At 70.9% G+C, this 16,249-nt stretch carries 14 protein-coding genes; 5 read left to right on the top strand and 9 right to left on the bottom strand.

Annotated elements, in window-relative coordinates; all coding sequences use genetic code 11:
• The first annotated feature begins 14 nt into the window (after positions 1–14).
• Positions 15–1,082, top strand: coding sequence for an NAD-dependent epimerase/dehydratase family protein (locus AB0L75_RS30530; protein ID WP_365187274.1), 1,068 nt, complete (start codon positions 15–17; stop codon positions 1,080–1,082).
• Between the two features lie 80 nt (positions 1,083–1,162).
• On the opposite strand, the gene AB0L75_RS30525 is transcribed toward AB0L75_RS30530, so the two are convergent.
• Together AB0L75_RS30525 and AB0L75_RS30520 are read right to left on the bottom strand one after the other, a co-directional pair.
• Positions 1,163–1,561: a hypothetical protein gene (locus AB0L75_RS30525; protein ID WP_365187272.1), complete on the bottom strand. Its 399-nt coding sequence runs from the start codon at positions 1,559–1,561 to the stop codon at positions 1,163–1,165.
• Positions 1,558–2,826, bottom strand: a complete 1,269-nt coding sequence (locus AB0L75_RS30520; protein WP_365187269.1) for a hypothetical protein — start codon at positions 2,824–2,826, stop codon at positions 1,558–1,560. The genes AB0L75_RS30525 and AB0L75_RS30520 overlap by 4 nt, the downstream gene beginning before the upstream one ends.
• A gap of 389 nt (positions 2,827–3,215) precedes the next feature.
• Between AB0L75_RS30520 and AB0L75_RS30515 the strand changes: the two genes are divergently transcribed.
• On the top strand, positions 3,216–4,241 hold the full coding sequence (locus AB0L75_RS30515) for a proline racemase family protein (protein WP_365187267.1): 1,026 nt from the start codon (positions 3,216–3,218) through the stop codon (positions 4,239–4,241).
• A 163-nt stretch (positions 4,242–4,404) separates the two neighbouring features.
• Complete coding sequence (locus AB0L75_RS30510; protein WP_365187264.1) at positions 4,405–5,325, top strand: ornithine cyclodeaminase family protein; 921 nt, start codon at positions 4,405–4,407, stop codon at positions 5,323–5,325.
• A gap of 28 nt (positions 5,326–5,353) precedes the next feature.
• Here the strand turns inward: AB0L75_RS30510 and AB0L75_RS30505 are convergent, their stop codons facing one another.
• From AB0L75_RS30505 to AB0L75_RS30490, 4 genes are all read right to left on the bottom strand, one after another.
• On the bottom strand, positions 5,354–7,600 hold the full coding sequence (locus AB0L75_RS30505; RefSeq protein WP_365187261.1) for a transglycosylase domain-containing protein: 2,247 nt from the start codon (positions 7,598–7,600) through the stop codon (positions 5,354–5,356).
• A 9-nt stretch (positions 7,601–7,609) separates the two neighbouring features.
• Positions 7,610–9,793, bottom strand: a complete 2,184-nt coding sequence (locus AB0L75_RS30500) for a bifunctional polysaccharide deacetylase/glycosyltransferase family 2 protein (RefSeq protein WP_365187259.1) — start codon at positions 9,791–9,793, stop codon at positions 7,610–7,612.
• Positions 9,790–10,527, bottom strand: coding sequence for a hypothetical protein (locus AB0L75_RS30495; RefSeq protein WP_365187256.1), 738 nt, complete (start codon positions 10,525–10,527; stop codon positions 9,790–9,792). The genes AB0L75_RS30500 and AB0L75_RS30495 overlap by 4 nt, the downstream gene beginning before the upstream one ends.
• A gap of 70 nt (positions 10,528–10,597) precedes the next feature.
• The gene (locus tag AB0L75_RS30490) at positions 10,598–11,137 is read right to left on the bottom strand and encodes a DUF1877 family protein (RefSeq protein WP_365187254.1); all 540 of its coding nucleotides are present in this window, start codon (positions 11,135–11,137) and stop codon (positions 10,598–10,600) included.
• A 370-nt stretch (positions 11,138–11,507) separates the two neighbouring features.
• Here AB0L75_RS30490 and AB0L75_RS30485 point away from each other — a divergent pair, with 370 nt between their 5' ends.
• A complete protein-coding gene (locus AB0L75_RS30485; protein ID WP_365187251.1) occupies positions 11,508–12,140 on the top strand; it encodes an RNA polymerase sigma factor in 633 nt (210 codons plus the stop codon).
• Between the two features lie 150 nt (positions 12,141–12,290).
• Positions 12,291–13,028 (top strand): hypothetical protein, encoded by a 738-nt coding sequence (locus AB0L75_RS30480; RefSeq protein ID WP_365187248.1) that lies wholly within the window; start codon positions 12,291–12,293, stop codon positions 13,026–13,028.
• Positions 13,029–13,080: 52 nt separating this feature from the next.
• Here the strand turns inward: AB0L75_RS30480 and AB0L75_RS30475 are convergent, their stop codons facing one another.
• The 3 genes from AB0L75_RS30475 to AB0L75_RS30465 form a co-directional block, all read right to left on the bottom strand.
• Complete coding sequence (locus AB0L75_RS30475) at positions 13,081–14,751, bottom strand: alkaline phosphatase family protein (protein ID WP_365187246.1); 1,671 nt, start codon at positions 14,749–14,751, stop codon at positions 13,081–13,083.
• Positions 14,752–14,929: 178 nt separating this feature from the next.
• Entirely contained in the window at positions 14,930–15,307 is a 378-nt protein-coding gene (locus tag AB0L75_RS30470) for a hypothetical protein (protein WP_365187243.1), read from the bottom strand.
• A gap of 61 nt (positions 15,308–15,368) precedes the next feature.
• Entirely contained in the window at positions 15,369–16,220 is an 852-nt protein-coding gene (locus AB0L75_RS30465) for a geranyl diphosphate 2-C-methyltransferase (protein ID WP_365187240.1), read from the bottom strand.
• Between the last annotated feature and the right edge of the window lie 29 nt (positions 16,221–16,249).

Below are 16,249 nucleotides of genomic sequence, written 5' to 3'. Positions count from 1 at the left end.
CTGTGAAAGCGTGTGTGACCGGAGCCTCCGGGCTTGTCGGTGCCCAGGTGGTGCGCACCCTGCTGGGCGCCGGCCACGAGGCGAGGGCGCTGGTCCGCCGGGACAGTGACACGCGGCAACTGCGCTCGCTCGGCGTCCCTGTCGTACAGGCGGATCTCTGTGACCCCGCCACCCTGCGACCCGCGTTCGAGGGCTGCGAGACGGTGTTCCACTGCGCCGCCGTCTTCGCGTACTGGGACATCACCCGGGAGGAACTGGCCCGGGCCAATGTCGAGGGCACTCGTGAGGTGTTGCGGGCGGCTGCGGCGGCGGGGGTCCGGCGTGTGGTGGTGACCTCGTCGTCGGTCACCTGCGGCTCGTCCGACGGCCCGGTTCCCCGCGACGAGAACGGGATGCCCGGCGAGGAGTACCTGCCGGACTACTTCCTCACCAAGCTGGAGCAGGAACGGACGGCGCTCGCGTCGGGCACCGAACTGGGGCTGGAGGTGGTAGCGGCCTGCCCGACCATCGTGGTCGGCGGGCCCGACCGGCGGTTGGTACCCAGCAACGCACTGCTCACCCGGTATCTGGCCGATCCGCTGCGCACCACCTTCCCCGGCGGATGCAACATCGTCTCCGTCCGGGACGTCGCCCATGGCCACGTACTGCTCGCGGAGCACGGAACCGCCGGGGAACGCTATCTGCTGGGCGGCGAGAACTGGGCGTGGCGGACGATCCACCAGACCGTCTCCGAGCTGTGCGGTACCCATGGGCCGTGGGCCACTGCCACGCACACCGCCGCGTACCTGGCGGCGACACTGGCGGAGATCCGGGCGGTCCTGAGCGCCCGGCCCCCTGCGACCACCCGCGCGGAGGCCCGGACCATGGGCCGGTACTACTGGTACCGGCACGAAAAGGCCGCCCTCCTGGGGTACACCCCGCGGCCCGCCCGCCAGGCGCTCGCCGAGGCGCTCGGCTGGCTGGTGACCAGCCCGCATGTGCCGGACCGCGTCAGGTCCGGTCTGCGGCCGCATCCGGAGGTCCTGGGCGCGCGGGAGCTGATTCCCAGAAAGCTGGACGACGGAGCCGGAGCGCCGAGCTGACCGAAGCGCCCGAGGGGGCGGCGGCGTACGGCGAGGTGCCGGGCCGTGTCACCGTACGCCGGCCGCCCCGGAAACCGCCGTCATCGCTTCGTGCCCCTGGAGCGGGGCGAGGCGCCGGCCGATGCGCTCCCGCCTCCGCCGCTCTTGTTGTCCGTCACGGCACCCGGTGCGGACGCGCGCAACTGCTCCCAGAGGCGCTGTTCGTACTCCCGGGTCAGCTCCGTCATGTTCCTGGCGTAGTCGATGCCGAGTCCGCTCACCGCCGCGGCGTATTTCAGGCCCTCGTCGCCGACGAACTGCCAGTACGCCCTGTTGACGTCGCCCCAGGTGGGTTTGCCGTTGAACAGCCCGGTCATCAACTCCGCGCAGTCACCCCACATCGCCGTCTGCAGCTCGCCGATCCGGACGGCTGCGCTCCGGAAGTGCTCCCAGCTTCGGCGGAGTTCGGTGGTCAGCTCTTCGGTCGTCTCGGTGCTCATGAACACTCCTCAGGTCGGGCCCCGGCAGCCGCCGGGATCGGGCTCAACAGGGTGCTGTGGTGGAACCCCAGCCGGGGATCGGTCCAGACAGGCAGATCGGGTAGGTAGGCGCGCAACTCCGGCATCTCGACCCGCAGGCGCACGGAATTGGCCGGGTAGTCGTACACGGTGATCGTGTTGAGCCCGCGGTTGGCGGTGAACAGCAGCTTCTGGTCGGCGGAGAGCTGGCAGGCGTAGACCGAGTCGATCAGCGTGCCACGCGTGACGCGCAGCGCGCCGACGAAATGCCTGCTGCTCGGGATGAGGGACCCCCGGGTGAAAGCGTCGGTGACCTGCCGGGCGGCCTGCCGGGCCGAGCGCATCTGCACGGACAGTCCCGGTCGTTCGTCGATGACCCGGTACGAGGTGAAGTCGTCGAGGTCGATCATGACGATGGTGCCGCTGCCGCCGTTGCAGTAGATCAGCTCGCGGTCGGAGACGCACACGTCCGAGTTGATGTGTGCGGGCACGTTCTGACCGCAGGTCCAGTGCCGCAGGATCTGCCCGCTGCCGGCGTCGATCTCGAACACGTACTCCTTGAAGTAGGCCATGGCCCATTCGTGCCAGTCCCGGCCCTCCTGAGGATGGACCCGGAAGGAGAGTGCGTAGAAGACGTCCTCCAACGGATGGCAGGCCACATGCCAGCAGGTCGTCGGCAGGGCGATGCGCCGTGCGACGCGCTTTTCGAGATCGAAGATGCCGACCTCGGCAGCCTCTCCGCGGCCTGGATGGTCCATACCGCCGTAGACGAGGTAGCGGCCGGAGGCGGTGCGTTTCATGGCGTGCGGGAGTTTGAGCAGGTGATCGCCGATGCGCTCGGCCTTGGTCGGGCGGTCGAGGTCCACCAGCCAGAGGCCGTCACCGATGGCCGTGACCCCCTGGGTGTTGTCCAGCCACACCATGTGCGTGCTGCTCTTGATGGACGCGTCGGGGGTTTCGAACCGCAGGGTGGAGACACGCTCGCGTTCGTCCAGCGAGTGGACGTCGTAGAACAGGAGTTGCTGTCCGGCATTGCCGAGAAACCCGAATTTCCGGTCGGGGGCGATGCTGATGGCGTGGCCGCCGGACACACCGTCGTAGTACTGCACGCGATAGGCGTATTCGTCGCTGTCCGGGTTGTAGCGGAAGACGCAGACGCCTGCCGCACCCTCCAGACCGTTCAGACCGTTGCCGTCGAGGGCGATGTGGAAGGCATAGGGATAGCGGTCGGCGGATGTCACCATCATGGACCGGCCTCCATGTGCTCAGCCTCCATGGATCATCGTACGAGGGGTGCGGTCAGGCCGCATTTCGTTGCTGTCCGGCTTCCGGCCCTTGCGGATGTCACCGAGGGTGACCGGCCTGGTGTCGGAGACGTCGATGGCGAAGCGGAACACGCTGCGGGCGCGTAGCCCGTTCGCGGGATGTGTCGGGGACGGTCTTGATTACAGGAAGTTCACGTCCGACATGGGTGAGTATGTCCATTCCCTTGGCATATGTCGAGGGCATGTCGGCTCAAGGGCACCTTTGAGTGAACCGCCGTGTTGACGGGACCAGTGGGAGTTAGCCGGCCCTGATACCACTCGGTCGGAGGAGTTCCCCGACGCACCCCGACCCCTACGGCACGAGGAGCACCATGGCGAGCCAGTTCGAGGCGATCAGCACCGTCGACTACCACACGGGTGGTGAGCCGTTCCGCATCGTCCCCCGGTCCCCGGTCGCCATCGAAGGAGCCACTGTCGCCGAACGCCGTATGTTCGCCATCAGCGACCCCGATGTGGACAAGCTGCGCAAGCTGCTGTGTTTCGAGCCCCGCGGACACGCCGACATGTATGGAGGGTTCATCACCCCGCCCGATGACGAGGGCGCCCACTTCGGCGTGCTGTTCTGGCACAAGGACGGCTTCTCGACCGCCTGCGGTCACGGCTCCATCGCGCTCGCCGTCTGGGCCGTGCAGACCGGCCGTGTCACCCGCGACCCCTCCGGCCTCACCACGGTCGTCATCGACGTCCCCTCGGGCCGGGTCACCCTGCGCGTGCACACGGCCGGCGATCGCATCACCGGCGTCGACTTCGTCAACGTCCCCAGCTACCGGCTTTCCGAACGGGTCACCGTAGCCACCTCGCGCGGGGACGTCGTCGTCGACATCGCCTACGGCGGTGCCCTCTACGCGCACCTCGGCGCGGCCGGTGTCGGACTGGCCGTCACCCCCGAGCACTACTCCGACCTCATCGCGATCGGGCGCGAGGTGAAGTGGGCGCTGAACGACACCGAGCACGCCCGTCACCCCGCCGACGACCGCCTCAGCGGCATCTACGGCACCATCCTGTACGACGACCTCGGCACCGACGAGGACGGCAACCCGCACCAGCGCAACGTCACCGTCTTCGCCGATGGCCAGGTCGACCGCTCCCCGTGCGGCTCCGGCACCTGCTCACGCGTCGCGGTCCTCGCGGCGACAGGTCGCCTCAGGCCGGGGCAGACCCTCGTCCACGACTCGATCGTCGGCACCCGCTTCCGCGCCCGGATCGCCCGGGAGCTGACCGCCGTCGGATATCCCGCCGTCGTCGCGGAGGTCACGGGGACGGCGTACCGGACCGGTGAGCACCGCTTCGAACTCGATCCCGCGGACGGCCTCGGCACCGGCTTCGTCCTGCGGTAGCCACCCACCGGCCGAGCGTGCGTGCGCGGTTCTTCCGGCCGCGCACGCCAGTGACTTCGGACATGGCCGGCGCTTCGTGCATGGTGCGCAGCCGGAAGATCTCGTCCAGGTGCGCTGACATGTTATGCATGAGGCGTCGAGGAGACCCGGCGGACGGAGTTCCATGAAGACCATCAGCCTCAACGAGCGCGACGTCCGCGAGGCCGTGTCGATGCGCGAGGCGATCGACGCCGTGCGGGGCGGGTTCATCGGACTGGCGGGCGGAGAGTTCGAGATGCCCACCCGCACCGCCCTGCGGGACGGTCAGTTCCTCGTGATGTCGGCCCACCACCGGCCCACCCGGTCCGCCATGATCAAGACCTTGAGCGTGAATTTCGACCGGGCTCCCGCCATCGCCGGCTCCGTCGTGTGGAGCACGCTGGACCGGCTCGACCAACTGATCGCCGATGCCGGCGCCGTCACCACGCTGCGCACCGGCGCGGCCGTCGGGGTCGCCACCGACCTCCTCGCCGCCCCCGACGCCGACAGGCTGACTCTGATCGGCGCCGGAGGCCAGGCTGCCGACCAGGTCCGGGCCGTCCACACGGTCCGTCCGCTGCGTCACCTCACCATCGTCAGCACGAACACCCGGCGTGCCCGGTCGCTGGCCGACACGCTGCATGCCGAACTCGGCGGCACCGAGATCCGCATCGCCACGGACCCGTCCTCCGCCGTCAGCGATGCCCACGTCGTGTGCTGCGCCACGCCCGCGACCAGCCCGCTCTTCCCTGAGTCCGCGCTGCCCGCCCGGGTGCACGTCAACGCCATCGGCGCCTTCCGCCCCACCATGCGCGAACTGCCGGACGAACTGCTGGCCGGCAGCACCGTGATCATCGACGAACTCGACGCCGTCCTCGAAGAGTCCGGCGAGATCATCCACGCCCTTCAGTCCGGCGTCATCACCGAGGACGGTCTCACCGAACTGGGCACCGTCCTGACCTCCGCCCCCGCCGACCACGGCAACCGCACGGTGTTCAAGAGCGTGGGCGTCGCCATGCAGGACTGGGCCATCGCACGGCTCCTGGCCGACAAGTTCCTCCGCTGATCCATCGCTCCGCCCGGTGTTGATGCGGTCAATGGCACTTGTGGGGGCGGCACTTGGGGAGGGACGGCGGGGTGCCCGGTCTGGGGGCGGCGGTGGTGGCCGTCTTCTTGCCGGGCTTGGCGGTGGTGCCGGTCCTGCCGCCCCGCTTGACGGGGGCCGCGGACGGGGACGGTGTGGGAGCGCCGGGCTCGTCGGTGCCGTGGCCGAGGGGCGCGGGGGCTGGGAAGGGGGAGTCGGGGAGGCCGGCGAGGGCGGCGCGCATGTACTGGGTCCAGATCTCGGTGGGGATGTCGCCGCCGAACACCTTGTGCCGGCCACCGACGCCCACCAGGGACTGCAGCTGGGGGTGGGCCGGGTCCTCGCGGAACAGGACCACGGAGGTGGCGAGTTGGCGGGTGTAGCCGATGAACCAGGCCGAGCGGTAGTCGTCGGTGGTTCCGGTCTTGCCCGCGGCCGTCCGGCCGAGGGCCCCGGCCTTGGTGCCGGTACCCCGGGCTATGACGCCGCGGAGGACGTCGGTCACGGTGTCGGCGATCGCCGGCGGCAGCGCCCGTACGGGGGCGGGGGCGGTGAAGCCGGGAAGTGCCGAGCCGTCGCGGGTCACCTTGGTCACGGAGTACGGGGTGGCCTGCACACCGGAGGCGGCGAAGGTCGCGTAGGTGTCTGCCATGCGTATGGCGCTCGGTGTCGAGGTGCCGATGTAGAAGCCGGCGCTGGGGGCGGCGAGGCTGTCGCGGCGCAGGCCGAGGGCCCCCGCCGTCTTCGCCACGTTCCCGTAGCCGACGTCCTCTCCCAGCTGCACGTACGGCGTGTTGACCGACTGCTCCATCGCCTGGCGCAGAGAGATGTAGCCCCAGCGCCGGGTGGTGTCGTTGTGCTGGTGGAGCAGGCCGGAGGGGTCCTTGTCGTCGGTGACGTAGTCACCCTGCTGGTCCTTGATCTCGATGCCGTCGTCGCCGTCGAACTTGCTGGCCGGGGTGATCGGCGCCGGGGATCGGCCCGGTCGCAGTACGGCTCCGTGCTGGAGCGCGGCGGCGAGGACGACGGGTTTGAACGTCGAGCCCACCGGTACGCCGGAGGTGTCGGCGTTGTCCGAGTAGTGGGCGTTGCCGAAGCCGGGACCGCCGTAGACGGCGAGGATCCTGCCGGTCGTGGGTTCGACCGAGGCGGCTCCGACCTGGACGTCCCGGTCGACCGACCGGCGGGCGGGGTCGAGGCGTTCCTTGCGGACCTCGGCGACGGCCCTCGCCAGTGCCGCGGTCCGCTTCCTGTCGAAGGTGGTGTGGATCTGGTAGCCACCCCGGCTCAGGCTGCTGTCGGTGATGGTGCGGTCGTGTGCCTCGGCGTACGACCTGGCGAGCTGGACCAGGTAGCCGGTCTCGCCCGTGAGCCCCGAACCGGGGTTCCACTTCCTGGGTGCCGGGAATCCGGCGGCCGCGTACCGTGCCCGCTGCCCGGGCGTCAGCTTGCCGACCTTCACCATCCGGTCCAGCACCCAGGACCAGCGTGCTTCCGCCTGCTTCCTGGCCACGGGATCGGAGTCCGCGCGCTGGAAGAGGCTCGGCTCGTTGACCGCCGCGGCGAGGAAGGCTCCCTGGCTCATGTCGAGCTTCTCCACCGGGAGGTCGTAGTACATGCGGGCCGCGGCCTGGATGCCGTTGGCCTGACGGCCGAAGAAGCAGGTGTTCAGGTAACCCTGGAGAATCTGCTGCTTGGTCGTGACCGCGCCGATCTTCGCCGAGATCAGCAGCTCCTTGAACTTGCGGGAGAACGTCTGCGACTGGTCCAGGTAGGTGTTCTTGACGAACTGCTGGGTGATCGTCGACCCGGACTGCACGGAGCCGCCCTCGGCCATGTGGACGACGGCGCGGGCGATGCCCTGCGGGTCGATGCCCGGGTCGGTGTAGAAGGACGAGTTCTCCGCGGCGATGAAGGCCCACTGCACGTCGGCGGGCACCTGCGCGAGCGTGACGTTCTGCCGGTTGACGCTGCCGTCGGTCGCCAGGACCGTGCCGTCGGACCAGTAGTAGACGTTGTTCTGCAGCAGCGTCGAGGGGTTGGGGTCGGGGATGGTGACCGTGGCGTAGGCATAGCCGACGGCCGCTGCCGTGCCGCCGAAGAAGAACAGGAAGAGCGCCAGCAGTTGGCGCACCGACGGCAGCCAGCGGCGCGGACCGGTCCGCCCTCGGCGCGGATAGTCGATCCAACGTTTCTGCTGGGGGGCCGGCCCCCTTCGCCTGGAGCGCTGCGGCGGTCGGCGCCGGTGTCCGCTCATGGACTCGGATCACTGTCCTTTCATGGGGGCCGGGGCCCGCAGGCTGCCGTAGCGCTTCATGCGCTGCCAGCGCAGCCGTGAGCCCGACACGGCGGTGAAGACGGACTGGATCACCACCAGGTACATCAACTGGCGGTAGACGAACTGCTGCAGTGGCAGGCTCCACAGCGGGCCGGGCCGCTCTCCGTCCAGATGGAAGGCGTACAGGCCCATCAGCAGTTGCAGCAGCAGGAAGGCCAGCCACAGGCCGATGATCCGGACCGGGTCGAGGAAGACCACGCCGTACAGGGCGAAGACGTCCACGACGGGGGCGAGCAGGGGCAGCAGAACCTGGAAGAGGAGGAGATAGAGGAGGCCCCGGCGGCCGAGTCTGCCCGCGGCGCCGCGCTGCACCACTGCGCCGCGGTGCTTCCACATCGCCTGCAGGGTGCCGTAGCACCAGCGGTACCGCTGCCGCCACAGGGCGTTCAGTGACGCGGGCGCTTCGGTCCAGGCCACCGCGCCCTCCTCGTAGACGACACGCCAGCCCTCGCGACACAGCGCCATGGTGAGGTCGGTGTCCTCGGCGAGGGTGACGTCGCTGACGCCGCCGAGGTCGAGCAACGCACCGCGGCGGAACGCGCCCACCGCCCCCGGCACGGTCGGCATGCACTCGGCGAGGTCGAACAGGCGGCGGTCGAGGTTGAGGCCGACCACGTACTCGATGTGCTGCCAACGGCCCAGCAGTCCCCCGCGGTTGACGACCTTGGCGTTGCCCGAGACGGCGCCCACCCGGGGGTCGGCGAAGGGCTGCACGATCGTACGGACGGTGTCGGGTGCGAAGACCGTGTCGCCGTCGACCATGACCACCAGGTCGCAGGTGGCCGCGGCGAGTCCGGTGTTGAGTGCGGCGGGCTTGCCCGCGTTCTGCTGCCGGATCACCCGCACCCCCGGCAGGCAGAGCGACTCCACCAGGTCGGCGGTGCCGTCGGTGGAACCGTCGTCCACCACGATGATCTCCACCGGATGGTCCGAGGCGCGCAGCGAGCGCACAGCCGCCTCGATCCCGGCACTCTCGTTGTACGCGGGGACGATGACACTGGCCGGTTCGGTCACCGGTGGCCCCCAGGACCGGCCGGGGCCCCTCCTGCGCAGCCGGCGGTGCCGGCGGGCCGCGAACAGCACGACCGCCGCGCGCAGCAGGGTGATCACTCCGGCCGCGTACATCAGCACGCCCAGCAGCCACACCGTCCGGTCACCGGCCCGCAGCACCTTGATGAGAGCCATTCCCTGCAGATGGTCGGCGAGCCCGGCGGGCTGGACGGGTCCGGCCATGCCGACCGCGGCGCCGACCGTCCCGAACCGGAAGCCCTGCGCCTTGAGCCGGGGGATCAGGGCGCTCAGGGCGGCGACGGTCTGGGACCGGTCACCGCCGCCGTCGTGCATCAGCACGATCTGTCCGGCACGGCCGCGCGGTGTCGCGTTCGCGAGGATGCGGTCCGCGCCGGGCCGCTGCCAGTCCTCGGCATCCTGGGTGGAGAGCACCGTGACATAGCCCGCCGCGCCCGCCTGCTTCAGGACGGACCAGTCGGCGTCGTCCAGCGCGTCGTTGCGCGACGAGTACGGCGGCCTCAGCAGTGCGGTGGTGACCCCTGTGGCGCCGGCCACCGCCAGCTGTGTCTCGCGCAGTTCCAGGGACCGCTGCCAGGGGGCGAGGCGGGCCAGGTCGGGATGGGTGAAGGTGTGGATGCCGAGCTGGTGGCCCTCGGCGACGATCCGGCGGGCCAGCTCCGGGTGGTCCACGACCTCGTTTCCCACGACGAAGAAGGTCGCGTGCACATGGTTGCGGCGCAGCACGTCCAGGATGCGCGGCGTCCAGACGGGGTCGGGGCCGTCGTCGAAGGTGAGGGCGATGGTGTGCGCCTTGACCCCGGCGGTGTGGGCGGAGGCGGCGGCGTCCGCGATCACGGGGCCGCCGTGGGTCACCTGGCGGGGCACCGCCTCGGCGCGGCCACGGGCGCCGGTCACGTCGTCCGACGTGATGCCGAACATGTGGTGGGTGTAGCCCTGCAGCAGGAGAGCCATCGCCAGGGTCACCATGAGCACGCTCAGCAGCAGCCAGGGGGTGCGGGGGGTCAGCTGGCGGGTGCGGCTGTGGCGCCGGGCGAGAGCATTGCGGAGGCGGCGGTCGGTCACGTCGGGGCTTTGGGTCACTTCACGGGACGGTGGGACGAGCCGAGGGCGCGCCCCCTGCGGGTGGCGGTGGCGGCCGGGGTCCGGGAGGTGACTCCGGCGGGGGCGGCAGCGGTACCGGACGTGGTCGCGGGGGCGGCTGCCGGCCGGCCGGTGGGCCCGGGGGTCCGCTGCGCCGCGGGGCGTGACTGCTTCTGTACCGAGGGGCGGCTCGCGCTGTCCTCCGCGTGTCCGGCGCCGGACGCGGAGTCGGGTGCGGTCGCCGGGGGCAGGCTCGGATGCGGGGCGTCCGGCTGCGGGACGAACGGCGAGCTGATGCTCGGGCCGCCCAGCATCGTGCTGAGCAGCAGGGTGACATAGCCGCCGGCGGGGATCACCAGCAGCCGGGCGACGCGCAGTACGCGGCGCTGGCGCCGCCCCGAGACATCCACGAAGACCGGCCGCACCGACTCGCTTGCCGGTGTGTCCAGCTCCGGCACGGAGTGGGTGAGTGTGTCGTACCCCGCAGGCGGCACGGTCTCCGCAGGCGGCACGGTCTCCGGAGGCGGCTCGGTGAGGACGTCGCCGTGGGTGCTGCGGGGCGCGCCCCAGGGCGTCGGGTACGTCCACTGCGCGGTCTGTTCCGGCACCCAGGGGAGCGTGACCGTGTCGGTGGTGGCGCTGCCGGCGTACTCGTGGCCGTGGGCATGGGCGTACCCCGCGCCGCCGTACGGATCCTCGCCGTACGTTCTGCCGCTGTCGTCCGTCCCTTGCACGAGTCGTGCCTCCTGTCCCGGCCGACCGGTGCGGTCGTCCGCATGGAAAGAGCGCGCTCGGCCGAAACTGTTACACCTGGGACTCGTGATGCGGGCGAATCATGACAGAACGCCTCCGGTCCGGCAGCCACTTCACCACCGCGTCCCCGCATTCGGCCGTCTGCGCGTAGAACGCCTTCAGCTCCTGGTGCCCCGCCGCGAAGGCGTGCCATGTCCGGGGCTCCGCGATCACGCCGCCATAGCGCGGCAGCAGCTCGTCGCGGGCGAAGTCCCACAGCGCGGCGAAGTCGGCCGCCGCCAGGAATTCCGCCACCCGGCGGGCCTGAGCGGCCGTCAGCACCAGGAACCGCGGCTTGTGCGGGTCGGTGCGGCACACCGGCCGGCCGCCGAGCACCACCTGGCTCTGGGGCCGGTGCTCGGCATGGCGCGCGGGAGCGCCGGCATAGATGCGCTCCTGGTCCAGATAGCGCTCGTCCAGCACCTCCTCACGGTGGCGGCCGACCCGGCGCCGAACGGCCTCCGAGTCCTCCTCGAAAAGTCGTTCCATCCAGGTCGCACTGTTGCGCAGTGCCGGGGGCGGCACCGCGCGCAGACGGAGGTACGCATCCATGCCAGAAGGAGCGCACGGGGCCGCCGAACCATCACACGCCGCCACCCCAACCCTCTCCGTGCCGCTCACGGGGGGAGACACGAACGGCACGGAGAGGGGTCCGGGGCACGGGTTGCGGTACCGGCATACGGCGGGCGGACGCCTCGGCCTGCGGGTACCGAACCTGGTACTCCCGCAGCGCACGATCCACGCGAAACGTCACCCGAGCGGGGCGGTGCCGGTCGCGCGGGCACCGGCGATACGTGAAGGGCTCCTGGTGCGTTGTGACACTTCTGTGAGGACGGACGCTGGTCACCATGGGGCCGTCGAAACGACCGGAGCACGGCGGACGGCATGCAATCGCTAGGAACCGGTGCGAACGAGGACAGTCTTGGGCCAGGTACGGCAACCCCGTCGTGTACAGGCGTACGACGGGGAACTGGGCGCGGCGGTCGCGCGGGCCCAGGACGGCGACGAGACCGCTTTCGCGGTCGCCTACCGGATCGTGCAGCCGGGTCTCCTCGGTTACCTGCACGGCCTCGTCGGCGACGAGGCGGAGGACGTGGCGTCCGACGCCTGGCTGGAGATAGCCCGCGACCTCGGCCGGTTCAAGGGCGACGGCGCCGGCTTCCGCGGCTGGACGGCGACGATCGCCCGGCACCGGGCCCTGGACCACCTGCGGCGGCAACGGGTACGGCCCCGGGCGGGAGGGACGGAGCAGGACGTACTCGACCTGCCCGGCCCGTGCAGCACCCATGAGCAGGCCCTGGAGGGCCTCTCCACCGAGCGGGCCCTCGCATTGGTCCGCGGGCTGCCGCAGGACCAGGCGGAGGCCGTGCTTCTGCGGGTCGTCGTCGGCCTGGACGGTCCCGCCACCGCACGCATTCTCGGCAAGCGCCCGGGAGCGGTGCGCACTGCCGCCCACCGGGGCCTCAAACGCCTCGCCCGGCAACTGGGCGTCGGAGGCGAGGCGGAGGAGGGTGTGACGGATGACGCCTCCCGAACGCTGGGGGAGTCGAAATGAACAATGACGTCGACAGTGTGCGTACGGAAAGGCAACAGGCTCCTACGCCGAACGAATCGAAACTGTCGGACAGGAACGGAAACGCGCATGGGTGAACGGCTGAGCGGCGGCAGAGTTCCGGGCCGTCGACGTGTGCACCCTGGCGGCGCCGTGTCCGGCCCGCAGGACGTGGATGACTCCGCCACGCTGGAATCGGCGCTGGCCACCGCCATACGCGCAAGCCGTCTCGACTCCGAGGCCGAGCAGCGGGCCCTGACCGCCTTCCGGGCCGCCGCACACGGCGTGGGCGCGCGCCGGGCGCGTACCCGGCGCCGGGACGACTGGCGGCCGCCCGAGGAGCGGCGTGTCCGCCGCCCGTTGCACATGACGTTCGGCGTGGTGTTCGCCAGCCTCACCCTGGGCGGTGTCGCGGTAGCGGCCATCGGTTCCGCCGGCTCGACCACGGACGGCGCCGGTACCCGCCGAGGGGACGCGCACCCGTCGGCGGCCGCCACGGACCAACCGGGCGGTGCGACCTCGCCGGTGTCCTTGGGCGGCCCCGGGCCGACGGACCGCCCCTCCTCCGCCCGGGACACCGCGGCCCACTGCCGTGCCTATGAACACGTCGAGAAGCGCGGCAAAGCGCTCGACGCGAGGGCATGGCAGCGACTCGTCGCGGCCGCCGGCGGAAAGAACGAGGTCACCGCGTACTGCTCCGAGCAGCTGAGGCGGGCGGCGGCCGCGTCGAACGGGTCGGCCGGCTCGGGCAAACCCGGCGCGGGTGCCGCGGACGCCCGCAACGGCACAGCGGGCGGCACCGGCACGCCCGGTGACCGCCCCGGCGGCACGGACAACGCGACCGGGAACGGCCGGACAAGCGCCGGGAAGGGCAGCGGAAAGCACCGGTAGCCCAGGGGCTGGGGAGCCCGGGGAGCGGCTCCCCAGCCTGCGGACCGTGAGGTCAGCGTGCCGGAAGCGCGGGGGTGTGCTCGGCGCGTACGGCGTCCAGGGCCCGCGGGTCGAGGCCGAGGAGCCGCAGGATGGTCGGGGCGATCTGGGTGGTCTCGACCGGGGCGGCGATCCGGACGTCGTGCGGGGTGACGGGGCCGGAGACGACGAGCGGGACGTCGAGGTCGTCGGCGTGGGCGCCGCCGTGCTCGGCGATCTTCTTGCCGCCGGTGTAGACGACGCCGTACTGCGTGATGCCGAACAGGTCGGGCACGCGGGAGTCACCCGGCTTCACGTGGAAGTACCGGGCGGCGTCCGCCCCCGCGTACAGGGTCTTCAGGCCTCCCGCCGTGAAGGGCTTGGCGTTGCCGTCGATGCCGACTCCGGTGCCGGACTGGGCGAGCAGGTAGGCCTTGGCGAAGTCGGTGGCGGCCTTCGAGCGGTCGGTGAGCCAGATCAGCATGGCGTCGTCGTCCACGGCGTGCGCGACCAGGTCGCCGGAGCCCGGGTGGGCCTTCTTCCAGGCGGCGTTGAGGCCGTCCAGGAGGGGGCCGTCGTCGACGCGGGTGAGCGCCTTCGGATCGGTCGGCGACTGGCCGTGCTTGGCGGACAGGACGACCGTGGTGCTGCCGTCCAGGTGCCGCTTGCGCAGCTCGACGGTGAACGCGCCGACCTCCTTGTCGACGAAGGCGAGGTTCTTCTCCAGCAGCGGGCCGGGTACGCCCTTTGCCTGGTAGCCGCCGGCCAGTCCGTCGGAGGCGGCCAGCTTCTGGGCGGTCGACACGGACTGGAAGTTCATGCCGAACACCGCCGGGGTGCCGACCTTGTGGGTGCCGCCGTGGTCGTAGCCGTCGATCTCGTTGAGCACGGCCTGCGCCTTGTAGCCGTCGTACTGCTCGGTCGCCGCGTTGTCCTTGGTCCAGTCGACGCCCGCGGGGTAGCCGGTGGCGGTGCTGTTGATCTCGGGGGCGAACAGGTCCTGGATGCCGTTGCCCGAGGGGCCGTTGAGGATGTCGTACGCCACGTGCTTGTCGGACCACGCGGTCCGCAGCCCGGCCTTGCGGGCCACGTTGAAGACCGTGTTCACCCGCAGGTACGCGTGCGGGGAGACCGGCGCGCAGGACTTCGGGTCGACCGGCAGCTTCGTCGGGTCGATGAGGCTCGCGGCGTGAGGGGTCATCTTCAGGATGCTGCCGGGCAGTCCGGTCAGGCCCTGGCCCGCGTCGATGGAGTCCTTGTTCTTGTCGAGGTCCTCGGTGAGGTCGACCTCCGCGCCGGACTTGGCGCCCGCGCACCTGGTGGTGCCGGCCGGGAGCAGGGCGGCGTCGTAGCCGTCGTCGTAGTAGACGCCCGTGGTGCCCGGGTTGCCGCCGGTGAGCTGGCCGACCATGCCGGGGAACGAGTCGGAGGGGATGGTGGTTCTCGCGTGCGTGTACTCCACGCCACCGCCCGCGAGCCGGGCGAGCGCCGACTGCGGGTGGCGGGCGATGTACCAGGCCAGGTCGGACTGGTGCAGGCCGTCGACCGACAGCAGCAGGACGTGCCGGGCAGCCGGGTGTCCGGGCGTGTGCGCCGAGGCGGGCTCGATGGCCGTCGCGGTGAGCGCGCTGGTGGCGGCGAGCGCGGCGGCTGCCGCGGTGACCATACGGGCCGGACGGGCCCTACGGGCCGAACGTCGGAACAAGGGTTCTCCTCAGGCAGTGCGGGAGGGGGGCGGCATGCGGTCCGTGCGGGGACATCCGAAGGGCACGACGTGTACGGAAGCGGACGTACATGCCGTGTCCTGACCAAGAAACCCACTGGGACACGCAAAGCCGCGGGCACCCCTGCGGCCGGAGAACTGGTGCGGCGGCTCTCCACACCTAGGGACTGTCGAGCGGATCTTTCGGTCGCACAGTGTCGAAAAGGGGCCAGCCGTCCACTTCCACCTGCCCCGTTGCGGGAAACAGCCCGCAGACCAGGGCCTCGTCCAGCAACGCCCTCACGCTGCCCGGCTCGTGGAGATTCAGATGCTCCCGGTCCGGCAGGCGCATCACCGCGCCCTCGTCGAGGTAGCCGATGACGCGGTCGGACGCCGGCTGGAACACCAGGCGCAGACAGGCCCGGCTTCCCGGACGCCACAGGGTCACCGTGCTGCTGCACCCGGGGTAGCCCCGCACACGATCGTGCCGGTGCCCGAAACACCAGCCGTACACCGTGCCGCCCACCGCGATACGACGGACCCTGCGCCTGCTCCCCATGGCCGCACTCTAGAGCCATTGCCCGGGTTGTATCAGCACTCCGGGCGGGGCGCCCCCGCCGTCAGACTCGGTCCGCCGCGATCAGGAGGTAGTGGAAGCTGCCCTCCTTGTACGCCGTCAGGAAGGGGTCCTCGACGCCTGTGGCCAGGGAGGACTTGGCGCGCAGCTCCCAGTAGGGGATGGTCGCGTCCGTGAGGTCGAGGACGTTCATCGGGACCAGGCCGCTCGCGGCCATGGCCTTGAAGTAGGCGCTGCGCGGGTGGATGTTGCACGTGTAGTGCTCGTCGATGCGGCTGACGGCCTTGGAGCGGCCGCCCGTCACGTCGTTGTAGCAGCCCGTGATGACGACGTAGCGGCCGCCGAAGGCGAGTTGGCGGGCGTGTTCGGCGAAGAGGTCGAACAGGTCGACGTACATGGTGGATTCGTTGTTCCAGATGCCCTGGAACGCGCCGGTCGGCAGGCCGGTGTCCAGCATGTTGCGGAAGTGGTAGCGCACCTTGTCGTCCACACCCCGCTTGCGGGCCTGGCCGCACGCGAACTCCACCTGGGCCTCGGAGATGGAGACGCCGTCGACCTGGCAGCCGAAGCGGGCGTTGGCCATGATGCTGGTGCCGCCCCGGCCGCAGCCGGCGTCCAGCAGGCGGTGGCCGGGCGCGATGGGGCCGAGGTGGTCGAGCAGGACGTCGGCCTGGGCCGACTCCAGACGGTGGAGTTCGGCGATGATGCGCTCGTCGCGGGTGTCCTCGGGGCCGTCCAGGACGGAGGGGTCGTAGTCGCCGATCCCGTAGTGGTGGTGGTAGAGGCCGTCGACGTCGCCCAGGCGCAGATTGACCGGGTCCTTCTCGGCGTTCCAGTAGTCCGCCACGGACTTCTGGTACGCGGTGCGCAGGACAGGGGCGGGGGTGGTGGTCATGAGAGTGGGGCTCCTTGCGAGGTGCGGAA

Origin of the sequence: Streptomyces sp. NPDC052101 (assembly GCF_040680235.1) — a bacterium.
Classification (GTDB): Bacteria; Actinomycetota; Actinomycetes; order Streptomycetales; family Streptomycetaceae; genus Streptomyces.
Note: the sequence above shows the minus strand (reverse complement) of the source record. Positions and strands in the feature narration are given on the sequence as shown.